The sequence below is a fragment of the Candidatus Krumholzibacteriota bacterium genome (genome assembly GCA_016932415.1).
Lineage (GTDB): Bacteria > Krumholzibacteriota > Krumholzibacteriia > Krumholzibacteriales > Krumholzibacteriaceae > Krumholzibacterium.
This window is the reverse complement of record JAFGCX010000007.1, coordinates 15,337-35,473: the sequence shown is the minus strand read 5'-3', so window position 1 is coordinate 35,473 and position 20,137 is coordinate 15,337. Positions and strand designations below refer to the sequence as shown.

The following is a 20,137-nucleotide window of genomic DNA, read 5'->3' as shown; positions in this document are numbered from 1 at the left end:
AGGGTCTTCCCACTTTCCTGTTCATGGCGCGCGCGACTCTTCGCGCGCGCACCTTTCTTATAGACCTGATCACCCGGCCTCCTTTAATATGGATAAATGTTTGGAAAAGTGATCGCCGCGGGCGAAGGTTCTCTCCTGGAAAGAGAATTGACAGATAAAATCACTCGAATCAGGGCCACCGACGCAGTGGTTCGGATCGATATACTTACCGGTTCAAACAGGCTGGGAGAATATCTCAGGAGAAGGATCTCCGAAGAGTCGCCGGTACTTTTCAATATCGATTTCATGACATTCCCCGACCTTTTAAAAAAAGTCACTGAAAAAAAGACTCCGCATTCGAGCGATCCGTTACCTCCGTTCGCCGGAGAAATAATCATAGAGAGGATGGCTTCTTCCGGCGTATTGCCCCGATATCTCGAGAAGACTTCCGCTACAAGGGGATTCGCGGCAGCGATACTCAGGACGTTTACAAGTTTTGCCGAGGCAGGCCTTTCGGGGCCGGGCGCCGTTCGGATCTGCGCCGATCCGGGGCTGAAAAAAAAGTTGCCGCGAATAGCGGCGCTTCTGCCGGCCTATGCTGAGTACAGGAAGATGATAGACGATGCCGGCGGGGATATTCATTCTGAATTTATAGATTCGGTTGAAGTCATAAACCTGGAAGGGTATGACGTTCCTTTCATCGCTTATGGATTCTATGATTTTAACGAGGAGCAGTGGAAGGTCCTTTCGGCGATAGCCATGAAACGCGAGACGACTCTTTTTGTCCCGTTTGGGGATGGAAAGGAATACAGGTTCGCGAGGCGGCTGATAGACAGAGCTACCGGGGATGGGTTCGAACTGTCGATGCTTTCCAGCGCCAATAAAAGAGTCCTGCCCTCAGCGGAGATCCTCAGCGTCCGCGACGACGAAGATGAATACAGGGAGATTGCCAGAAGAGCTCTTTTGCTTGCCGGTGAAGAGGCAGTCAGGTTTGAAGAGATGGCGGTGATAGCGCTGCCGGAAACAGACAGGAATCTGTTGGTTGATATCTTTAAAGAAGCGCGTATTCCGTGTACGCTGTCAGGCCGCGTGGAAATGAAATATGATCCGGCGGCCAGGGGAGCGTTGAAACTCACCGGTCTTCTCGCGGGAGAGGTGAGGAGGGCTGATCTCGTGGAGTTTCTTTCGGCGGCTCCCCTCGATCTGTCTTCCTGCGGAGCCGGAGCTGCCGACCCGGTATCTCTCTGGATCAGAAAAAGCGCCGAAGCGGGGATGACAGGCGAGAGGGGATGGGGCGTCGAAAACACCGAACTGCTGGAAAGATTGATCAGGGAGGAAAAAAGAGGAGTCGGAAAACCGGGATCAGTCTCGTCGGTCAGATTCGTCGGTGGCCTGCTTGAAAAAATATCGCTTGCCTCGCGACGTTTTTCTGCTTCTTCATCCTGGTCAGATCATTCTTCGCGGTTGTCGGCCCTGGTATCGGAGTTATTCGATGATTCAGAAAGTGTCGAGGCGTTAAAAGGACTTGTGGAAAGTCTTGCCGGGCTGGACAGGATATCAGGCGCTGTTTCCTATAAACTCTTCCTGCGCGTTTTTACTGAAGCTGTCGATTCTGCTCTTGTTAAAAGAGAGCGCGTCAGGGAAGAAGGAATCAGCGTGCTTACTCCGGTAGAGGCGAGAGGGCTTCGGTTCAGAGTAATATTCATACCTTCGATGACACAGAGCTCCCTGCCGGGAAGGATAAGGCAGGATCCATTCCTCAAGGATGGCGAAAGAAGAGTGATCGGGCAGATCGCCACACCGGATGCCTTTTTTCCAGAAAAAGGTGAAAGGTACGAGGAACAGGTGCTGCTTTTCAATCTTATTATCGAATCAGCGTCGGAACTTGTCGTGTGCAGCCGTCCCAGAGTGGAGGGTCGGTCGGGAAGGGAAAGGGCTGGATCTTCCTTCATCCGTTTCGTGAAAGAGAAGTTTTCTGGCGGTTCATCAGGCGGCCAATGTGTGGAAAAACGGATATCGGGAAGGATGAGGACGACTGAAGAAGTCGAACCGGTCAGCGAGAGGGAGTTCGATATCATTCTTGTCGCCTCGGAAGGGGTGAAGGGAGCGGAGGGATTATCGAACCGGTTTTTCAAAAGGGGACTGATGTTATCGAAAGCTCGCTGGCAGAACGACAGGCTGACTCCCTATGACGCCGTATTCAGCTCGAAGCGGGCCCGGGAAGAATCGAAAAGGATCCTCGATGAGAAAAAGTGGTCATTTTCGGCGACTTCTCTCGAAAGCTGGGCAAGATGCCCCTTTTCGTATTTTCTTGAAAAGATGCTTGGCGTCGAATCGGTGTCCGAACCTGAACGGATACTTACTATAGATCGGCTCGAACGTGGAAGGCTCGTCCATTCTCTCCTCGAGGATGTCTTCAGAAGACTTGGAGAGAAAAAGTATTTGCCTCTTTCGGGGAATAATATCGCTCCGGCTCTCGACACGGCACGCGGATCGATTGACCAGGCGCTTGCAAGGTACGAGGACAGCAGGCCGGTAGGTCTGCCGGTATTCTGGGATATGGAAAAGGACTGGATGATCAGGTCTGTCACGAGATATCTCGAACATGAAGCGAGAAGATCGGATGGACTGGTCCCTTGCCGGTACGAAGCATCGTTCGGCGGGGATGATTCCGAAAAGGTGTCGTTCAGGACGGGGAAGGGAGAAATATTCTTTCACGGGAGGATAGACAGGATCGACAGTGGCGGGGGTGGCCGCTTCAGAGTCATCGACTATAAGACCGGCAATCTGAAAGGTACAGATGACGATATCCAGGGAGGCACGAGCCTGCAACTTCCCGTTTATCTTCAGGCAGCGTCAAAACTGCTCGTTTCACCTGTCGAACAGGGGGTGGCCTGGTATCAGCAGATCACCCCTGAAGCAAGAGGGGTCGTCAGATTCAGCGGGGAAGACTGGAATGAAAAAGCCCCGGGCTTCTCGAAAGCAGTCGATCTGATCACTGACGGGATAGAAAAGGGGTATTTTTTTATTTATCCCGACAGTCAGAGATGCAGGTTCTGCGGCCTTAAGGAAGCCTGCCTGTCGTCGAGAGAAAAGCTGTTCAGGCGCAAGAGTGAACATGACAGACTGAGCCTCGATTTTATCGCTTTGAGAGGAAATCCCGGCAGTGAAGAGAACTGATAACGATTTTATACTTGTAGACCATGACGCGAGAGTAAGAGCGGTCAACGATCTCGATTCGACGATATGCGTGGAAGCGGGAGCGGGAACCGGCAAGACTACTATCCTCGTCGACAGGTATCTTTCCCTGATAAAAACGGGGAGAGCTTTGTGCGGCGAGATAGTAGCGATAACGTTCACAGAGAAGGCGGCAGGCGAGATGAAAACACGGCTGAGGGAAAAACTCAGCCTCCTGGCCTGTTCGCCTGAAATATCGGCCGATGAGAGGGCGAGATTCGCCGCGGCGGGAGAAAATATTGAAAACGCGCAGATATCGACGATACATGCTTTTGCTTCATCGGTTCTAAGGGAATATCCCATCGAAGCGGGGGTCGATCCCGATTTCAGACAGATAGATGAGATAGACAGGTTGCTTTTTCTTGAAGAGATGTGGGATGAGTTTCTTTCCCGGACGGCATCTTCGCGCGAGCCGCTCATTCAGAGCTGGGTCTTTTCCGGCGGTAATACAGACAGGCTCCGCTCACTCGCCTTTGATCTTTATTCATCCCGATCCGACCGCGTACTCTCCGGCATTTTTTATGACGATGGAGAAGTGGATGACAATGGGGCACCGGAGGAGCAAAACGGAAGAAAGCCCGGCGAGTTTCCCGCGGGAGTGATCGAAAGGGCGGCAGAATTGAAGCATCTCGTCAATACATGCTGCAACGATCCGGTCGACAGAGGCGCGATAAACATAAAAAGGTTTCTTGGCGACCTGCAAGGGATCGAAGGTCTTTCGGGCCGTGAACTTGAGGAGTTTCTCCTGCGAATAGCCATGCCGGCGAAAAACAGCGGGGCGATCAAAAACTGGGATACCCGTGAATCATGCGACAGGCAGAAGGAGATCATCGGCGAATTGCGCGATATCCAGTCGTCAGAGATGAGATCTTACATGGACAGGGTCAGCCGGGGACTGGAGCAGTGGCTTGGAGGATTTATCGATTTTGTCGATGAACGGAAAGAAAAGGAAAGCATTCTCGATTTCGACGATCTGTTGATATGCACGCGCAAGTTGCTTGACGATGATTCCGCCCGCCGGTCGTTAAGGGATAAATACCGATATTTCCTTGTCGATGAATTTCAGGATACCGATCCGCTGCAGGCCGAGATAATAATACTTCTATCAGCATCCGGTCCGGCGGGAAGTCCGGTTGAACTCGAAGAGGGCAGATTATTCATCGTGGGAGACCCGAAGCAGAGTATATACCGTTTCAGAAAAGCGGACGTTGAAATATATGAGAAGATTAAACATAAGCTGACCTCGAGTGAAGAGCACCTGGACATCTTTCAGAATTTCAGATCCGTTCCGGGAATAACGGGATGGGTGAACGGAGTCTTTTCCGGTATGATCAGACCGCCGGAGAGCGGATTTTATCAGCCGAGGTACCAGCCTGTCGATGCGGCGAGGAGAGGGGAGGGCGAAGCGGTGATCTCTCTGGAGATCGGATCTGCACTTGAGACAAGCGATAAGATCAGGGAAGCTGAAGGGGAGACGGTAGCTCGTTTTATAAAGGATCTTGTCGAAAAAAACCATGATATCACCGATCCGGAGGACGGGGCGATACGGCCGGTAAGGTATGGCGATATCGCTCTTCTGTACCGGGGAACTACCGGTATCGAGTTTTATGAGGACCCTCTTCGCGATGCCGGCATCCCATACATCGTGGAAGGTGGGAAACTCTATTACACGAGACAGGAAATAAGAGACCTTGCCTCCGCAGTCTGGGCGATCGAGGATCCTTACGACACGCTGGCGATCGTCTCGATCCTGCGTTCTCCCCTTTTCGGTTTCAGTGACGAGGAGCTTTTTCTTTATAAAAGAAGGGGCGGAAGATTCGATTATCTCGAAGAACCGGCTGACGTAAAGGGGGAGTTTGAAGATCTTGCGTCGGCGTTGCAGCTGCTTGGAAGACTCCACTTCGCCAGGAATGACAGGGGGCCTGCCGGGACTCTTGACGATCTGCTCAGGGAAACGGGATATCTCGAACTTTCAGTACTTGGGCCCCATGGCGCCCAGCAGGCGCTGAATATACAGAAAGCTCTCCAGAACGCCCGTACATTCGGTGAAAAGGGGTATTCCTACAGGTCGTTCGCGAGGTGGCTGAGGGACCAGGAAAAGGTGTCTGCCGCCGAGTCGGAATCACCGGCGCTGGATGAGAGCGAGGATGCCGTAAGGCTTCTTACCATACACAAGTCGAAAGGGTTGCAGTTTCCCGTCGTGATCATCGTCAACCTCGTGCAGAGAAGGTACAGGGCTCCTCAATCGATCATTTCAAGGGGAAAGGCACTTTCCATAAACCTGGGGAATGGATGGGAGACGAGCGATTTTTCCCGGTTACTGTCCCTGGACAGGCTAAAAGACGAAGCAGAATCGATAAGGCTTCTGTATGTCGCGGCGACCAGAGCGAGGGATATCCTTGTCATACCTGAAACTGCCAGAAAAGATTCTTATTACAGCCTGATCGAGAAGTATATCGTGGATGGTATAAATGGCGGAGATTCCGTGGAAAAGGATCAGGTGGATGGCAACGGGGTCAAAAGTACCTGCGGTCCAGCCGGTCTGATAAAAAGGGTCAGCGCCGGGTCCCTTCCCGAGTTGTCTTACAGGTCCCGGCCTTTTTCCGATCCTGTGAACAAGAAAAGCAAAAACCGGCGATCGATAGAGGAGATGAGGAACAGTTGGAGGGAAAGGACAGACAGTGCTCTCGTTGCCGGAAAGAGGAAAAGAGTATTTATCACGCCATCAAGCTTTTTATCTCATGAAGCGGCTTTTCCGGCGGGGCGATCAGGTGAAGGTGACAAGACAGATCCTCTTCTTTTCGGGTCTGCTTTTCACAGGATAATGGAACTGGTGCGTATGCCGGAAAAAGGAGATATAACAGGGCTTGCCGGACAGGTCGCCTCGAGGTTCGGAATCGGTATGGCGGGGGCTGAGCTTGGTGGCCTGGTCGAAAAAGCGATGTCGTCGCCAGTGCTGAAAGAAGCGGGAACGGCCCGGACTATACTGCGCGAAGTGCCTTTCACGCTTCCCTTCTTCGGTCGAGAGTTTGAGGGGCGAGAGTGTCCGGGGCCGGCTGAATATTTCGTCGATGGCAGGATAGATCTGCTTTTCGAAAAAGGCGGGATATGGACGATCGTCGACTACAAGACCGATGACCTGGATGCCGGCATGGTTGACGCCCGGTTCGATGCCTGCTCGATCCAGGGCAGCATATACGCTCTTGCAGCCGGGAAGGCAGGTCTGGATCTGTCCGGCGGCATTGTCTTTTATTTCGCGAGGCCTGGAGTGGAAAGAAGGATAAAGGTCACTGCCTCTCTTCTCGAAAATACCGCCGTGGCGATAAAGACAGCGGCAAACCGGCTTGGAAAAACAGTCATCAGGTGAAAGGCGCGGGAAATGTTATCCGCGTTGCGCGCGAAAACAGGTTATCCCATGCTGGCAGTATCTGCCGGCAACTGGTATGATACGGGAAAGGATTGCGGGGACGGACTCGACTGCAGATGGAGCTGAAGGTATGACCGAAGAAAAAGAACAGATAAGAAGACTGAGAGAGGAACTTGACAGGGAACGGAAGGAAAGGGCCGCTGCTGAAGCTTCTCTGAAAAAATCACGCGATGTCGCGAGAGGTCAGTTCATGAACATACCTGTTCCCGTATTCGTCTGGAAAAAAGCGGGAGATGACCTGGTGCTGGTCGATTATAACAAGGAAGGTAATAAGATATCCGGAGGTAACGTTGAAAGATTGATCGGAATAAAGGCAAGTGAGTTTCATAAGGATAACAACGCTGTGTTCGAGGTGATGAGGCGATGTGCCAGGGAAAGAGGGATATTTGACAGAGAGGTAAAGATCAGGGGGCAGTTTCTCAAAAAAGAATGGGATATGGATATAACATTCATTTTTTGTGAGCCGGATCTCGTCATGGCGTTCACATTTGACGTGACGCAGAGAAAACAGGCGGAAAAAGAACTGTCGCAGTACAGGACCCAGCTTGAGGATCTCGTAAACAAGCGCACTCTTCAACTCGAGATGATGAACATGGAATTGAAAAAAGAGATGTCCGAGCGCAGGGAAGCAGTCGAGGCCCTGAGAGAATCAGAGGAAAGGTACAGGTTCGTCGCCGGACTTACATCTGATTTTACTTTTGGCGGGAGCATCTATCCCGACCGGAAAATGATCATAAAGTGGAGCAAGGGGAGTTTCGAAGATATAGCCGGTGTCGGGATAGATCAGGGCAGCGATGGAAGCGCGCTCTTCGACGCGATTCATCCTGATGACATGGAAAAGATGCTGAGGCATATAGACGCATATTTCCTGAACGTGGAATCTGTCGAGGAATTAAGGATAATCAGCAGGGATAATAAAGAAAAATGGTTACAGATATATGGCAAACCACTTGGAGATGACGGGAGGGGTGGAGTCGAGTTCATAAGCGCGGCAAAGAATATTACCCGGAGGAAACAAGCCGAAGTAGAGCTTGAGAACAGGAACAGGGAATTAAGGGTCCTCAACCGGATCCATAAGATATTCGAGGACCCTCTCGGCCTTGAGATCATCATGGAAAAGGTGATCGATATTCTTCTTGAGGAAAGTGGTCTCAATAAAGGAGGCGTATATTTTCCGGCCGAAGGGTCAGCCTTTATTGAATGCAGGATCCTCCGGGGGATAGACGCAAGGACAGCCGATCCGGTATGCAGAATGCCGATGAAAGACGAGATGGTCTCGGCGATCATGGAAACGGAAGATCTGTTTATCCCCGAGGATGAGTTTCCAGTGGATGATCCGGAGATCATCGAGTTCCGCAAGAAAGCCGGGATATCGAAGACATTGTCTATACCGATATTCGCCGGTAATACCTTCAAGGCGAATATCGTTCTCTGCCTGGGCGGGGAACAGGTGATCGCCGGGGAGATCCGTGATTTTTTCAAGACGATTCAGATGCAGCTGGAAATCGAGCTCGAAAGGCAGGACCTTCTTTCCGCCCAGCAGAAATACGAAACTGACCTGAAAAAGCTCGCGGGTCAGCTTATCAGGTCCATAGAAGAGGAGAGGAGCCATATCGCTCTTAACCTGCATGACGAGATAGGGCAGTCGATGATCGTTATCGAGGGAGAGTTCTCACTTCTCGAAAAGAAGATAGAAGCTGACGATACCGAGACTCTCGACAGGGTCAAGCGAATAAGAGAACAGATCCACGGCCTGACGGAAACGGTCAGGCAGGTATCATATTCGCTTCATCCGGCGATGCTCGAAGACCTCGGGCTCATTCCAACTATTCAGTGGTACATCGACAATTTCGTGCGTAACACTGGGATAAAGATCGCTTTTGAAACCGCGGGATGGGATGAGCGGATCGACCAGCAATTATCTCTGACGCTGTATCGTATTATCCAGGAGTCTCTTACAAATGTCGTGCGCCATTCTCGCGCAAAAAATGTTTTGTTAAAGCTGACAAAAGGATATCCTGATGTTATTATGAGCGTGGTCGATGACGGGAAGGGGTTCGAATTGGATTCTGATGAAGGTCTGAAAGGTCTGGGTATTGTGGGGATGAGAGAGAGAGTCAACAGCCAGAACGGACGGTTTATAATACATTCCACTCCCGGAGAGGGGACTCGAATAAGGGTAACACTTCCACTGGAGGGATCACGATGAATCAGGTAAAAATAGTACTTGTCGAAGATCATACGATCGTACGGGAAGGGTTCAGAAAGATTCTTGAGGATGAGAATCACGAGATAGTCGGTGAAGCGGACAATGGCCGCGACGCGATCACTATAGTGGATAAAACGCATCCCGACCTGGTGATAATGGATATAGGCCTGCCAAAACTCAGGGGGATAGAGACGGCGAGGAAGATCAAGAAGATGCATCCCTCGATCAAGGTGATCATGCTTACGATCCATACAAACGAGATATATGTCTATGAATCGCTTGACGCGGGAGCTGACGGATACCTCGTCAAGGACACTGCGTCCGAGGATCTTCTCGATGCCATCGGCGCTGTCTTCAGCGGAGAGATATATATCAGTTCGAACTTCCCTGAAGACGTGCTGATCAACTACAGGAAACTGAAAAAATCAGGAAAGAAAGCGGACGAGTTCAGCCGTCTTACGAAGAGAGAAAGAGAGATACTTCAATATATCGCCGAGGGTCTGACAAGCCAGAAGATAGGGGAAGAACTTTTTATCAGCAAGAAGACCGTTGAAAACCACAGGGCGAATATTATGAACAAACTCAATATTCACGAGACTGCCGGACTGGTCATGTACGCGGTTAAAATAGGCCTTGTCGATAGCGTCTAGTCTTTTTCGATCAGCCGTTCTATCAGTAAAAATAAGGATCATTTCCTATTGTTTGAATAGCGCATATGATGTATGCTTATTGTGTCTGGAGAATATTTCAGGCGGGGCTATCAGTTTTTAGGAAAAAAATGAATCGAAAAAAGGAACATGCTCTTCGTCCGAGGGGTATAATATGTGAGTGCCCGGGGAGGTGCCTGCAGGTAACAAGGATAGAAAATAAATAAAACAAGGTTTGCCGCCTGGTTAATGGAAGTTTTTCCTGCCTACCCAAAACCCCATCTCTTCCCCTAGGAGATGAGCCGCTTAATATGGAGAAGCTTCCGCCTGATCACTCAGGTTCGACCTTCAACGCTCCATTGAGAGTCCCTTAGGATCGCTTTCCACTTCTTAGGAGCTGTGGTTGAATGCAGGCGGCATTTTTTATGTTGGACAATCACCTTTTATTCGAATATAATCAGCGCGGGTTCGATTTCATTTCAGAAGTAAAAAATCGTTGGTACAGGAATGAAGATAAATCATACCACAATCTGCAAAGCCGCGCTGATCGCCGCTCTTTTACTATCACTTTTCACGGCGGGATCGGTTGCCGATCAACCGCCTCATTCGATTTTCCCGGTCAAACTGATGAACCTTGAGACAGGGTACCTTCTCGGGAACGGGCAGAATACGAAGATAGGTCTTGGTGATTCAGGAATAGGCCTTTTTGGCCGGGTGCAGATTACCACGAACACGCTAATGGATATGCTTACCCTTGTAAACGGCCAGGTCAAGGTGGGGATACTTCCCGATGAAGGCCCTTTCCCCGCTCTTTCAACGGGGATGGGATATTACAATCTTGTCTCATCAGACTATCTTGTTGATATAGTCATGGAGCAGGCCTTTACCGAAGAGAAGATGTCGATCAGTTCCGGTCTGGATATATTGAGCTGGTTTATTTCAGCGAGCAAAAAAATAAATGACAGGCTGCGTTTTCACGCGGGATTTCAGTACAGGCGTCTTGAAGGCCACCTTAAGACCGATGAGCCGGTCGATATGGGATCTGACGGCGATTCAATGGGAATAGAGGTCGCCTTCAGAGAGACCGCGTCCCATAGATCGATACTTTTCGGAGCTGATGTCGATCTTTTCGATCATCTGAAATTTATGCTGGAACTTGGAAGCGACCTCTCCTACGGGAGAGCTCGAGGTGGAGCCGGAGTCCAGGTGGGCGTGGGAGGATCGTTTGCTTTTCAGGCAGGAGTATTATGGCCCGGGATCTCCCTTGATGAAGATATAGATATCCCCGTGCTCCCTCATATTTCCCTTTTCTGGAGATTCTGATCGAAGGAGCCTGTAATGAAGCGACTGGCAATTCTTGTAATAGTACTGGTTCTGCTGTCGGGGTGTAAGTCGACCCTTGAAGTCACGAACAGGTCGGACCCGCAGGATTTTCCCCCGATTCCCTTTTCGGGACTCGGCGGCGATTATTATGGGGAAATAGTGATAGATGTACCTGAAGAGGTCAGAAATGATGAATTCGATATCACCCGCGCCGATCTTTACGCTGATATATTCGCTGATACGATCTATGCCTCCGGCGACTTCGAAATAACAGTCGATTTCTATATTGGGCTGGAAAGTGGCGCGGAGGGGATCGAAAATGCCGAAATCAATCAGTATCTTACTACCGTTCTAATAACCGAGCAGGATCAGCACAATGTTGTCGAGATATTCAACGCTGAACTCCTCCATAAGGGAATAAAGCAGGAGATGTTCTTTCTCAAGGCACTGATCGAAGTCGAAACTACCGAGCCTGTTTACGGGATCATCCACCTTGATGACATATATTTCATAGCTTATCTCGAACGAGAGACGGAGGGGCTCTTTCCGATCTTCTATCTCTTCTGATCTGATCGTTCCTTCTTTTATTATTGTCGTGTCCAGGCGATTGACAGGTAGAAGGTGGATTCGATGAACGAAAGATACGGATGGATTGAACTGAGAAAAAAGATCTTTGCCGTAATCGCGGAGGAATTCGCCCTGCGGTCTTCCATAGGGGAGAAAATATTCCATGAGATATATATCGATCGGGAGCAGGTTCCGGCGCTGAAACACCTGTTAAGCCAGTATATCCCCGACGAACAGACTCTTGTCGAGATCCTCGGCGCGATAGCCGAAAGGACCGGACTCGAAGAATCAAAAGTCAGATCTCTTTTTGACCGGGATGAGATACTCCCCCAGTTTGCTGAAAGGCTTCTTCGCGCCGGCGCGTTCAAAGAAATCAGGGGGAAAAGAGAAAATGGCTGAAAAGGAGCTGCCCCGGCAACTTGCTGGGCGGTTGAAAATAATAATAGCCACTCTGCTTCTTTTATCAGCGCCTGTCTTTCCACGACATATCAATGCCTCCATTTTCACCGGTGAGGGAGCGGTCTATTTCGACCGCGGCCATTATTGGATAGAACTCCCGCTTTCTTCCGGTGAAGAGGACAGCCGCGAAGCTGAGGATTTCCCGCCGGAAGCGTTTACCGTCATCGATCTCGACCGCGATGATGAGGCGTTTTCTCCTTCCGGGGTCAGGCTCGTATCGACATTTTCGGGAGCGAGGACAGTGATACTGTCATCGGGAAAGCTCAAGGGTAAAAGATGCTACAGGGTAGTATACAGGCAGGGTGAGGAGGGTGAAGTGGTGATCGATCAGATCTGCGATCCATTTATATACGATCCCGCCACTTCTTCACGCCAGGGGGGATTTATAAAAAGATTCATAGCCCCGGCATTTTCGACAGAGGGAGAATATTACAGGCTTAACAGGCTTGTTTACGGGTACGATCTTTCTTCGGATAAAACAACAAGCGAGATAGAGATCGAACCTCGATTCGGAAGCGGTCTTTTTATGGTATCGCCGCGATTCGATTTTGACAAGGTGGTCTATCCCGAAAGATCGGGGCCTCGATCGGAAACTGCAAGAAGGTCGCTGGGAGCCTCTGTCTCTTCTTCGATCAGGTCCGGTATATTGAAATATACAACGGAGCTTGAATATGCCCACAGGCGTGAAGAAGAGTCGGCAGGAGTCAAAGGCGGACTGTTATATTCCCAGTCTATATTGGCGGGGATGACAGTTCGTTTCGACAACCTGTTCGATAACGTGAATATAGATGGATCAAGCGTCTTCAAGGGAGTGGATCTGTCTGTCGGATACGCGTGGTTCGACTCGAGCGCCAGTGATCTATGGAAGACCGATTCGTTCGGTTTTGATTCGCCGTCGGTGAAAGGGAGGTTCACCTGGACCGTGCTTGGTGGCTTCCAGATATCCTGCGCTGACGAATCATTCTGGCCATCTTCCCTGGGAGGCAGGATCAGGACATTGTATGCCGTCAGCGTCAGGCTTCTTCTCAGGGATATGCTCGAACACCCCCGCGGGAGATCGTACCATCCCGATCTGGAATTCACCGTAGAGAGGGGGAGAAGATTCCCGCTCTTCGAGTTCGAGGAAAAGATCTCTCTTGGATTTACCTTTGACCTTTATCCATGGTGAAGGCAGCCCCTTCTTTCCAATGACCTGATCTCGGCTTTCAACCGTCCTTCGAGATCCGTATATAGCACTTTCTTTTTCTCGGACCGTCGAACTCGCAGAAAAAAACAGCCTGCCACACTCCGAGCAGCAGCCGGCCTTCGGTGATGATCGTCCATTCCGATGATCCGACCAGTGAAGATTTGATATGCGAGTCTGAATTTCCCTCCCCATGCCGGTATCCCCATCCGGCGGGGACTATTTTTTCGAGAGTGGATGAGATGTCACGCGCGACATCCGGGTCGGCTTTTTCGTTTATAGTTACTGCTGCTGTCGTGTGCGGGACAAATATATGGCATACTCCCTCCCTTACCCCGCTTTCGGAGACGGCAGACTCTATCTCTCCGGTGATATCGAGCATCTCATTTCTCTTTCCGGTAGTTACCGATATTTCGCGCAGCATCCTTTCTCCTCCCGTCTATCTTTTTCAGAATTCCAGATGTTATGATATCATCGCCGATGCTGGTAGTCATGACAATTCAGGAGTGGATAGCCTTTTGCGCGACTGGAACCCGCGGAAGATCGTCGGTATAGATCACCCGGATATCGTGGAAGCTCAGCCAGAAGGATAGCTTGACCATATACCGCGCTTTACGTATAATTCATTTCCCGGTGAATCTGAATAATATTTGAATTTCAAGTGATCCGGGAGATAGCGATAGCTGGCGCGGAAGCGCCACGTTCGGAAGCGTTGATTGCCGTAAGTGATATTTAAAAGGAGGTCACAGTCATGTCGTTGGGCGGATTTGAACCAAAAGAACTCTGGAAGCATTTTGAAAAGATCCTCAGCATCCCGCATTGTTCGGGTAATGAGACTCAACTGGGAGAATACTTTCTTTCCTTCGCCAAAAGCAAGGGGCTTGAAGCGGATAAAGATGAAAGAGGCAATATAGTCATAAGGATCCCCGCTACTAAAGGACACGAGAAAGCTCCGACGATCGTGCTCCAAGGACATCTCGATATGGTTGGAGAAAAGAATTCCGATGTGGATCATGATTTTTTCAAGGATCCGATAAAGGTCCAGGTAGAGGGAGAATGGCTTACCGCGATAGGTACGACTCTAGGCGCTGATAACGGTATCGGTCTTGCCGCCGGCCTGGCAGTATCGGAAGCTGAAGATCTCGTCCACGGACCTATCGAAGTGCTTGCCACTGTCGATGAAGAGGTAGGACTTACAGGCGCCGCTCAGCTTCAGCCAGGTTTTATAAAGGGTATGACCCTGCTTAATCTTGACAGCGAGGAGATCGGGGCGGCATATATCGGTTGCGCCGGCGGCGGGGACACCACGATCAAATTCCCCATCTCGCTGGTCGATCCTCCGGCTGGCACGAAAAGTTATACAGTCAAGGTGTCGGGACTCAGGGGAGGACATTCAGGAATAGATATAATTGAACAGCGCGGCAACGCGATCAAGGTTCTGACGCGGATACTGGGAACCGCGATGAAGACGCAACCGGTACATCTGGCAGAGATAAAGGGCGGGAACAAGAGAAACGCGATCCCGCGCGAAGCGTTCGCGCAGTTGAATGTACTCGAAACGGCCGTTGACGACCTTGCCAGCCTGATAGAGGACGAGGTCGAAAAGATCAGGATCGAGCTTGGCGGCAGGGAAAAAGAGCTCGCAGTTACCATCGAGCCGTCCGATACTGCCAATCCGAAGGTGATGGATGAAAAGAGCCAGCAGACGCTCATACAGCTTCTCCTTGCTCTTCCGCACGGTGTCGAGAATATGAGTTATGATATCGAAGGACTGGTGGAGACATCGAATAACCTTGCTACGATAGTGACAGGCGGCAATGAGGTGACTATCGGGACTTCTACCAGGTCATCGATCAAATCGGCTCTTCAGGCTCTGAGGGACAGGATCTCGGCGACAGCCCGCCTGGCAGGTGCCGACGTGGTAGAGAACGATCCATATCCCGGTTGGATGCCGAATCTTGATTCCAATATCCTCAAGGTAGTGAAAAAGGTGCATAAGGATGTCTTCGGCAAGGAACCGGAGATGAAGGCGATCCACGCGGGGCTCGAGTGTGGAATAATCGGAGAGAAGTATCCCGGAATGGATATGGTCTCCTTCGGTCCATGGATAGAGCACCCTCATTCTCCCGAAGAGAGGGTGAATATTCCGTCAGTGGAGACATTCTGGATTCTTCTTGGCGCGGTTCTGAAGGAACTGGCGTGAGAAAAGCGGTTGATCGATAATAATCCGTCCCGGGACTCCGTTTGGCGTCCCGGGAATCGTTTCAAGCCGAAAAGCGGTCCAAATGACTTGACTTGATGAAAATAAATGTTATTATTCCGTGTCAAAATGATGATTACAGGGGTGTAGCTCAACTGGCTAGAGCACCGGTCTCCAAAACCGGGGGTTGCGGGTTCAAGTCCTGCCACCCCTACATTCTCAAAGTTTCCATACAATCACATCATCGGACGGACCGGGTCTTTCAGCGAAGGAGTGAGTATTGAGCGTAAAAAGGGTCACCAGCGGGATGAGGCCCACTGGAAGCATGCATCTTGGCAACCTGCTCGGAGCGCTGAATAACTGGGTCGATCTTCAGGACAAGTACGAGTGTTTTTTCTTCATAGTCGACTGGCACGCCCTGACGACTCCCGGTGGTGGAGGAGCTGTCGGATATGAGAATGTCGGGGAACTGCGGAACAATGTCAGGGAGATCGCGATAGACTGGATCGCCGGTGGGCTTGACCCGGACAAAGCTTCAATATTCATACAATCTCATGTTCCGGAAGTAGCCGAACTTCACCTTCTTTTTTCCATGATCACCCCGATAGGCTGGCTCGAAAGAAATCCGACTTTCAGGGAAATGGTCCAGGGATACAAGATCGAATCTCCCAGTTATGGATTGATGGGCTACCCGACCTTACAGGCAGCTGACATCCTCGCGTACAAGGGCGATTTCGTGCCTGTCGGCAAGGATCAGGAAGTCCACGTGAATATGACGAGGGATCTGGGACAGAGGTTCAACAGTCTCTTCGGAAAAGACGTCTTTCCCATTACGGAAGCGCTCCTGACCGAAGTTCCCAAAGTTCCCGGCATTGACAGCGTGGAAAAGAAGATGAGCAAGAGCTCAGGGAACTACATAGCCCTCTCTTTCTCCGAAGAGGAGACGTTGCAGAAGATCAAAAACATGTTTACTGATCCGGTAAAGATAAGAAAAGACGATCCCGGCCATCCTGACGGCTGCGTAGTCTTCGCTTTCCACGACATCTATAATAAAGCCGGACTCCCGGGGATCAGGATCGAATGTGAAAATGGTGAGAGGGGATGCGTCCAGTGCAAGAAGGAGCTTGCCGAGAAGATGAATGGCGCTCTCAGGCCTGTGCGTGAAAAAAGAAAAGAACTCGAGGAAAACCCCGGGACCATAAGTGAGATCCTCAGATCCGGCGCTGAAAAAGCGGAAAAGATCGCCCGGGCGACTCTGGAGGAAGTCAGGGAAGTCATGAACCTGCCTACAAGGGAGAGACTATAATGTCTGACATTACTGATTATTTTATCGGGAAATTCAAAGATGGTCTCTCCATGGAAAGTGAAATGCCACGGTATTTCCGTCCCCGCCCGTACAGAAACGCAGCTGTACGGCTGAGAAACTGTTCAATCGATGAATTCGAGAAGAGAAGGGATATCCTCGTAAAGGAAGCCGGCCTTAATACCTTTCTTTTCAGGGCAGATATGATCCCGGGATGCGATCTTCTCTCGGATTCGGGGACGACCACCATGACGATAGAACAGTGGGCGGCGATGATGACCGGTGATGAAGCGTACGGCTCGAACGAAGGTTATTTCGAATTGAAGGAACAGATAGGCCGGACATTCGGACCAGGATGGATCGATGATGATTCCCGCGGGGGATCATCGGAAAATCTTTTTCTTTTTCACCAGGGCAGAGCGGCAGAGAACGCTTTCTTTTCCGTTCTTAAAGATCATCTGCGCTCAAGGGAGCAAAGCCCAGCGAGTAATCTCTCCGGAGACCTGCTGAGGGAACTGAAGGAAAGAGTCGAGTCGAAGATTGTGTCGATGTCGGGTGAAAAAGCCGCTCAGACGGGTGCGCTGAGTATAATTCCGAGCAATTCTCATTTTGACACTACCCAGGGAAATATCGAAAACAAGGGGATGATACCCCTCAATATGCCCTGCGGGGAACATCTCGCCCAGGATGAGAGTTTTCTTTTCCGCGGGAATATGGATGTCGGGGAACTGGAAAACCTTCTGGCAAACGATGGGGCGAGAGTCCCACTCGTATATCTTACCATAACGAACAATACCGGTGGAGGACAGCCGGTATCGATGGCGAATATAGCCGAGATAAGGAAGATCACCAAAAAATACAAGACTCCGTTTTTCTTCGACGCTTGCAGATTTGCGGAAAATGCCTGGTTTATCAAGAAGAACGAAAAGGCTTATTCCGACCGGTCGATAACGGAAATTGTCCACGAGATGTTCAGTCATGTCGACGGTTTTCACATAAGCCTTAAAAAAGACGGACTTGTCAATATGGGAGGCGCCCTGATCGTCAAGAGTAAAAGCCTCTTTACCGATAGATACCCCGATTTTTCCGAGGGACTTACAGATTACCAGATAATGGCCGAGGGGCATCCGACATATGGAGGATTGACCGGGAGGGACCTCAAAGCGATCAGTGAAGGACTCCGAACGGTCGTCCGGGAGGAATACCTCGCCGCGAGGGTCGGCCAGGTGGAGAGGTTCGGGGCTCAACTGGTCAAGCTGGGAATTCCCGTGATAAGACCGATCGGTGGCCACGCAGTATATATCGATGTCGATCGGTTCTTCGACATGAAGGCGGTCGATGATGATTTCAAGGGGATCTCGATGGCCGCGTTGATCCTGATCGCCGGACACAGGGTATGTGAACTGGGCCTTTATGCTTTCGGCAGCTACAAGGACGGCACAGAATCTCCTCCCAATCCCCGCGTCAACTATATAAGGGCTGCTGTTCCCAGGCTGGCATATGAGGATCAGGACCTCTTTTCTCTCGCCGAGGTAGTAAGGGTGATCTCGGAGAACAGGGATATGGTCCCTGGAGTGAATATCGAATATGGACGCGACCTGAGCATGAGGCATTTCAAAAGCAGGTTTTCATTTAAATGACAAGTTCTGATCATTTCTGCATTCCTATGACTCCACGAAGCGTTTTCATCAACGCGCTCCGATATCCTTAAAAGCCTGTCTGGCCTGGTTATATATACTCAAACGTGATTTTCCTGAAAATGGAATATTTCCTGCTTTATTCAGGAAAAGGTGAGAATTGTACCGGGTTATGATTCCTTGAAAGAATGGCGGATTTGAGTACAGACGAGAAAAGGATCGATATTGATAATGCATCCGGCCCGCGGCAGCGTGATGACCGGGTAGCGCCCCGGTACGGGCAAGCCGGGGAGAACACAGAGCTATCCGCGGTAATCAGGATCATAAACGCTATAGGTTCGCAGACTGATCTTGAAGATATTCTTTCAACGATCACGGTAGAGATGTCAAGGATCCTTGATTTTGATATCGGATGCGTCGCGGTATATGACAAAGACAAGAACTGCCTGTTCCTGAGGCATGTTTACAGAAAAAATGGGGACAAGAGAGGTGAGGGGCGATATGTCCCACTGGATGAATCAAACCTCGTGGGCTGGGTCGCTATAAACAGGACGCCCGTTCTGAGAAGTAATATCCCGGCTGATCAGCGGTTCAGTGAGATCATGAAGGAGGATCTGCTTAAATCGGATATCGTAGTTCCTCTTATTACTAAAAACGCCCTCATCGGAACTGTCAATTTTGGTTCATTCAAAGAAGATAACTATTCTCTCACCGACCTCGATCTGCTCATCAGATTCAGCGAACTGACCTCTATCGCCATCGAAAAGGCAGCGCTTTTACAGGATCTGAAGGGTCTTGGGGAGAAGTATCAGATTCTGATGAAGACTGCCGATGACCTGATCATGCTTCTTGATATATCAGGAGTGATAATCGAATGCAACGACGCGGTCAAAAAGATATTCGGATATTCAAAGAATGAGGTGATTGGCAGGGTCCCCTCTGATTTTGCCGTACCAGAGCGTAGGGAGGCAGTAGTACAGAATTTTGGCAAGGTCATGCGGGGAGAGATCACAAAAGCGGTGGAGATACCCTACCTTAGAAAAAATGGTGAGACAGTCTACCTTGATTTCAATTTCAGCGTCATCGGAATAAAGAGCCATCCGTATCTCCTCGTTGTCGGACATGACGTGACTGACAGAAAGATGCTTGAAGACAGGATCACCATACAGAATCGCGAATTGACAGAGAGCAACAGAAAACTGATGGAACTCGATCAACTCAAGAGCGAGTTTCTCGGGAGAATAAGCCATGAATTGCGGACTCCTCTTTCGGTGATCATGGCCTATACGGATACTCTTTTGAACGACAGCGCCTTGCCGGTCGATCACGAGACAAGCAAGGAATTTCTCGAGATAATCGACATGCAATCGAAAGATCTTCTGAAACTGATAAACGATCTTCTCGATCTGTCCAAACTGGAAGTGTCGGAAACGATGCTCGACATAACCGAAAGCTGCATCAACGAAGTGACGTCTGCCGCGGTCACTATAACAAAACCGTTTGCTGTTCAGAAGAATGTCAGGATCATAATCGATCTTGATGACTCGATCCCTATTATGAGATTCGACCCCCTGCGAGTGAAACAGGTCGTCGTGAACCTGATCAATAACGCGATAAAATTCACTCCTGGTGGAAAGAATGTCTTGATATCGACCTCCAGGGCTGAAGCAGACGCGATAGTGACTGTTTGTGATGATGGTCCCGGTATAGACATGAAGAATGCCGCCTCGATTTTTGACAACTTCACCCAGGTGGATGGAAGCAGTTCGAGATCGTCAAACGGATTGGGCATAGGCCTCCGCCTGGTGAAGCATTATATCGAACTTCACAAGGGGAATGTCTGGGTGGAAAGTGAAAAAGACAAGGGCGCGACTTTCTATTTCTCCCTGCCGCTCACGGCGAACTTTCAACCTGAAAAAACGAAAATTGCGATTCGATAAAGGTCTGAATGACCGGTCTCCTGTTC

Annotated in this window: 13 protein-coding genes and 1 tRNA gene; 13 read left to right on the top strand and 1 reads right to left on the bottom strand. The window is 50.1% G+C overall.

What is annotated here, in order from left to right; translation table 11 throughout:
- The first annotated feature begins 96 nt into the window (after positions 1-96).
- From JW814_00940 to JW814_00905, 8 genes are all read left to right on the top strand, one after another.
- Positions 97-3,159: a PD-(D/E)XK nuclease family protein gene (locus JW814_00940; GenBank protein MBN2069992.1), complete on the top strand. Its 3,063-nt coding sequence runs from the start codon at positions 97-99 to the stop codon at positions 3,157-3,159.
- Positions 3,146-6,583: a UvrD-helicase domain-containing protein gene (locus tag JW814_00935; GenBank protein ID MBN2069991.1), complete on the top strand. Its 3,438-nt coding sequence runs from the start codon at positions 3,146-3,148 to the stop codon at positions 6,581-6,583. The genes JW814_00940 and JW814_00935 overlap by 14 nt, the downstream gene beginning before the upstream one ends.
- 130 nt (positions 6,584-6,713) lie before the next feature.
- On the top strand, positions 6,714-8,852 hold the full coding sequence (locus JW814_00930) for a PAS domain-containing protein (protein ID MBN2069990.1): 2,139 nt from the start codon (positions 6,714-6,716) through the stop codon (positions 8,850-8,852).
- Positions 8,849-9,502 (top strand): response regulator transcription factor, encoded by a 654-nt coding sequence (locus tag JW814_00925; protein MBN2069989.1) that lies wholly within the window; start codon positions 8,849-8,851, stop codon positions 9,500-9,502. The genes JW814_00930 and JW814_00925 overlap by 4 nt, the downstream gene beginning before the upstream one ends.
- A gap of 504 nt (positions 9,503-10,006) precedes the next feature.
- Positions 10,007-10,822 carry a hypothetical protein gene (locus tag JW814_00920; protein ID MBN2069988.1) on the top strand — a complete coding sequence of 272 codons (816 nt, stop codon included), beginning with the start codon at positions 10,007-10,009 and terminating at the stop codon, positions 10,820-10,822.
- A gap of 15 nt (positions 10,823-10,837) precedes the next feature.
- Entirely contained in the window at positions 10,838-11,389 is a 552-nt protein-coding gene (locus JW814_00915) for a hypothetical protein (GenBank protein MBN2069987.1), read from the top strand.
- A 63-nt stretch (positions 11,390-11,452) separates the two neighbouring features.
- Entirely contained in the window at positions 11,453-11,788 is a 336-nt protein-coding gene (locus JW814_00910; GenBank protein MBN2069986.1) for a hypothetical protein, read from the top strand.
- Complete coding sequence (locus JW814_00905; GenBank protein MBN2069985.1) at positions 11,781-13,016, top strand: hypothetical protein; 1,236 nt, start codon at positions 11,781-11,783, stop codon at positions 13,014-13,016. Before JW814_00910 ends, JW814_00905 begins: the two co-directional genes overlap by 8 nt.
- Positions 13,017-13,053: 37 nt before the next feature.
- Here the strand turns inward: JW814_00905 and JW814_00900 are convergent, their stop codons facing one another.
- A complete protein-coding gene (locus JW814_00900) occupies positions 13,054-13,455 on the bottom strand; it encodes a YjbQ family protein (protein MBN2069984.1) in 402 nt (133 codons plus the stop codon).
- 327 nt (positions 13,456-13,782) lie between these two features.
- On the opposite strand from JW814_00900, the gene JW814_00895 reads away from it, so the two are divergent.
- The 5 genes from JW814_00895 to JW814_00875 all read left to right on the top strand — a co-directional run bounded on the left by JW814_00895 (position 13,783) and on the right by JW814_00875 (position 20,111).
- Complete coding sequence (locus tag JW814_00895; GenBank protein ID MBN2069983.1) at positions 13,783-15,234, top strand: aminoacyl-histidine dipeptidase; 1,452 nt, start codon at positions 13,783-13,785, stop codon at positions 15,232-15,234.
- 137 nt (positions 15,235-15,371) lie between these two features.
- A tRNA-Trp gene (locus JW814_00890) sits at positions 15,372-15,445 on the top strand.
- A 66-nt stretch (positions 15,446-15,511) separates the two neighbouring features.
- Entirely contained in the window at positions 15,512-16,537 is a 1,026-nt protein-coding gene (trpS, locus tag JW814_00885; protein MBN2069982.1) for a tryptophan--tRNA ligase, read from the top strand.
- On the top strand, positions 16,537-18,174 hold the full coding sequence (locus tag JW814_00880; GenBank protein ID MBN2069981.1) for a tryptophanase: 1,638 nt from the start codon (positions 16,537-16,539) through the stop codon (positions 18,172-18,174). Before trpS ends, JW814_00880 begins: the two co-directional genes overlap by 1 nt.
- Positions 18,175-18,368: 194 nt before the next feature.
- Positions 18,369-20,111, top strand: a complete 1,743-nt coding sequence (locus tag JW814_00875; protein MBN2069980.1) for a PAS domain S-box protein — start codon at positions 18,369-18,371, stop codon at positions 20,109-20,111.
- Positions 20,112-20,137: the final 26 nt, after the last annotated feature.

What these genes read in the sequence shown, in the direction of transcription:
- JW814_00940 (MBN2069992.1), top strand. Translation starts at nt 97, where the DNA reads ATGTTTGGAAAAGTGATCGCCGCGGGCGAAGGTTCTCTCCTGGAAAGA.
- JW814_00930 (MBN2069990.1), top strand. Translation starts at nt 6,714, where the DNA reads ATGACCGAAGAAAAAGAACAGATAAGAAGACTGAGAGAGGAACTTGAC.
- JW814_00925 (MBN2069989.1), top strand. Translation starts at nt 8,849, where the DNA reads ATGAATCAGGTAAAAATAGTACTTGTCGAAGATCATACGATCGTACGG.
- JW814_00920 (MBN2069988.1), top strand. Translation starts at nt 10,007, where the DNA reads ATGAAGATAAATCATACCACAATCTGCAAAGCCGCGCTGATCGCCGCT.
- JW814_00915 (MBN2069987.1), top strand. Translation starts at nt 10,838, where the DNA reads ATGAAGCGACTGGCAATTCTTGTAATAGTACTGGTTCTGCTGTCGGGG.
- JW814_00910 (MBN2069986.1), top strand. Translation starts at nt 11,453, where the DNA reads ATGAACGAAAGATACGGATGGATTGAACTGAGAAAAAAGATCTTTGCC.
- JW814_00905 (MBN2069985.1), top strand. Translation starts at nt 11,781, where the DNA reads ATGGCTGAAAAGGAGCTGCCCCGGCAACTTGCTGGGCGGTTGAAAATA.
- JW814_00900 (MBN2069984.1), bottom strand. Translation starts at nt 13,455, where the DNA reads ATGCTGCGCGAAATATCGGTAACTACCGGAAAGAGAAATGAGATGCTC.
- JW814_00895 (MBN2069983.1), top strand. Translation starts at nt 13,783, where the DNA reads ATGTCGTTGGGCGGATTTGAACCAAAAGAACTCTGGAAGCATTTTGAA.
- JW814_00880 (MBN2069981.1), top strand. Translation starts at nt 16,537, where the DNA reads ATGTCTGACATTACTGATTATTTTATCGGGAAATTCAAAGATGGTCTC.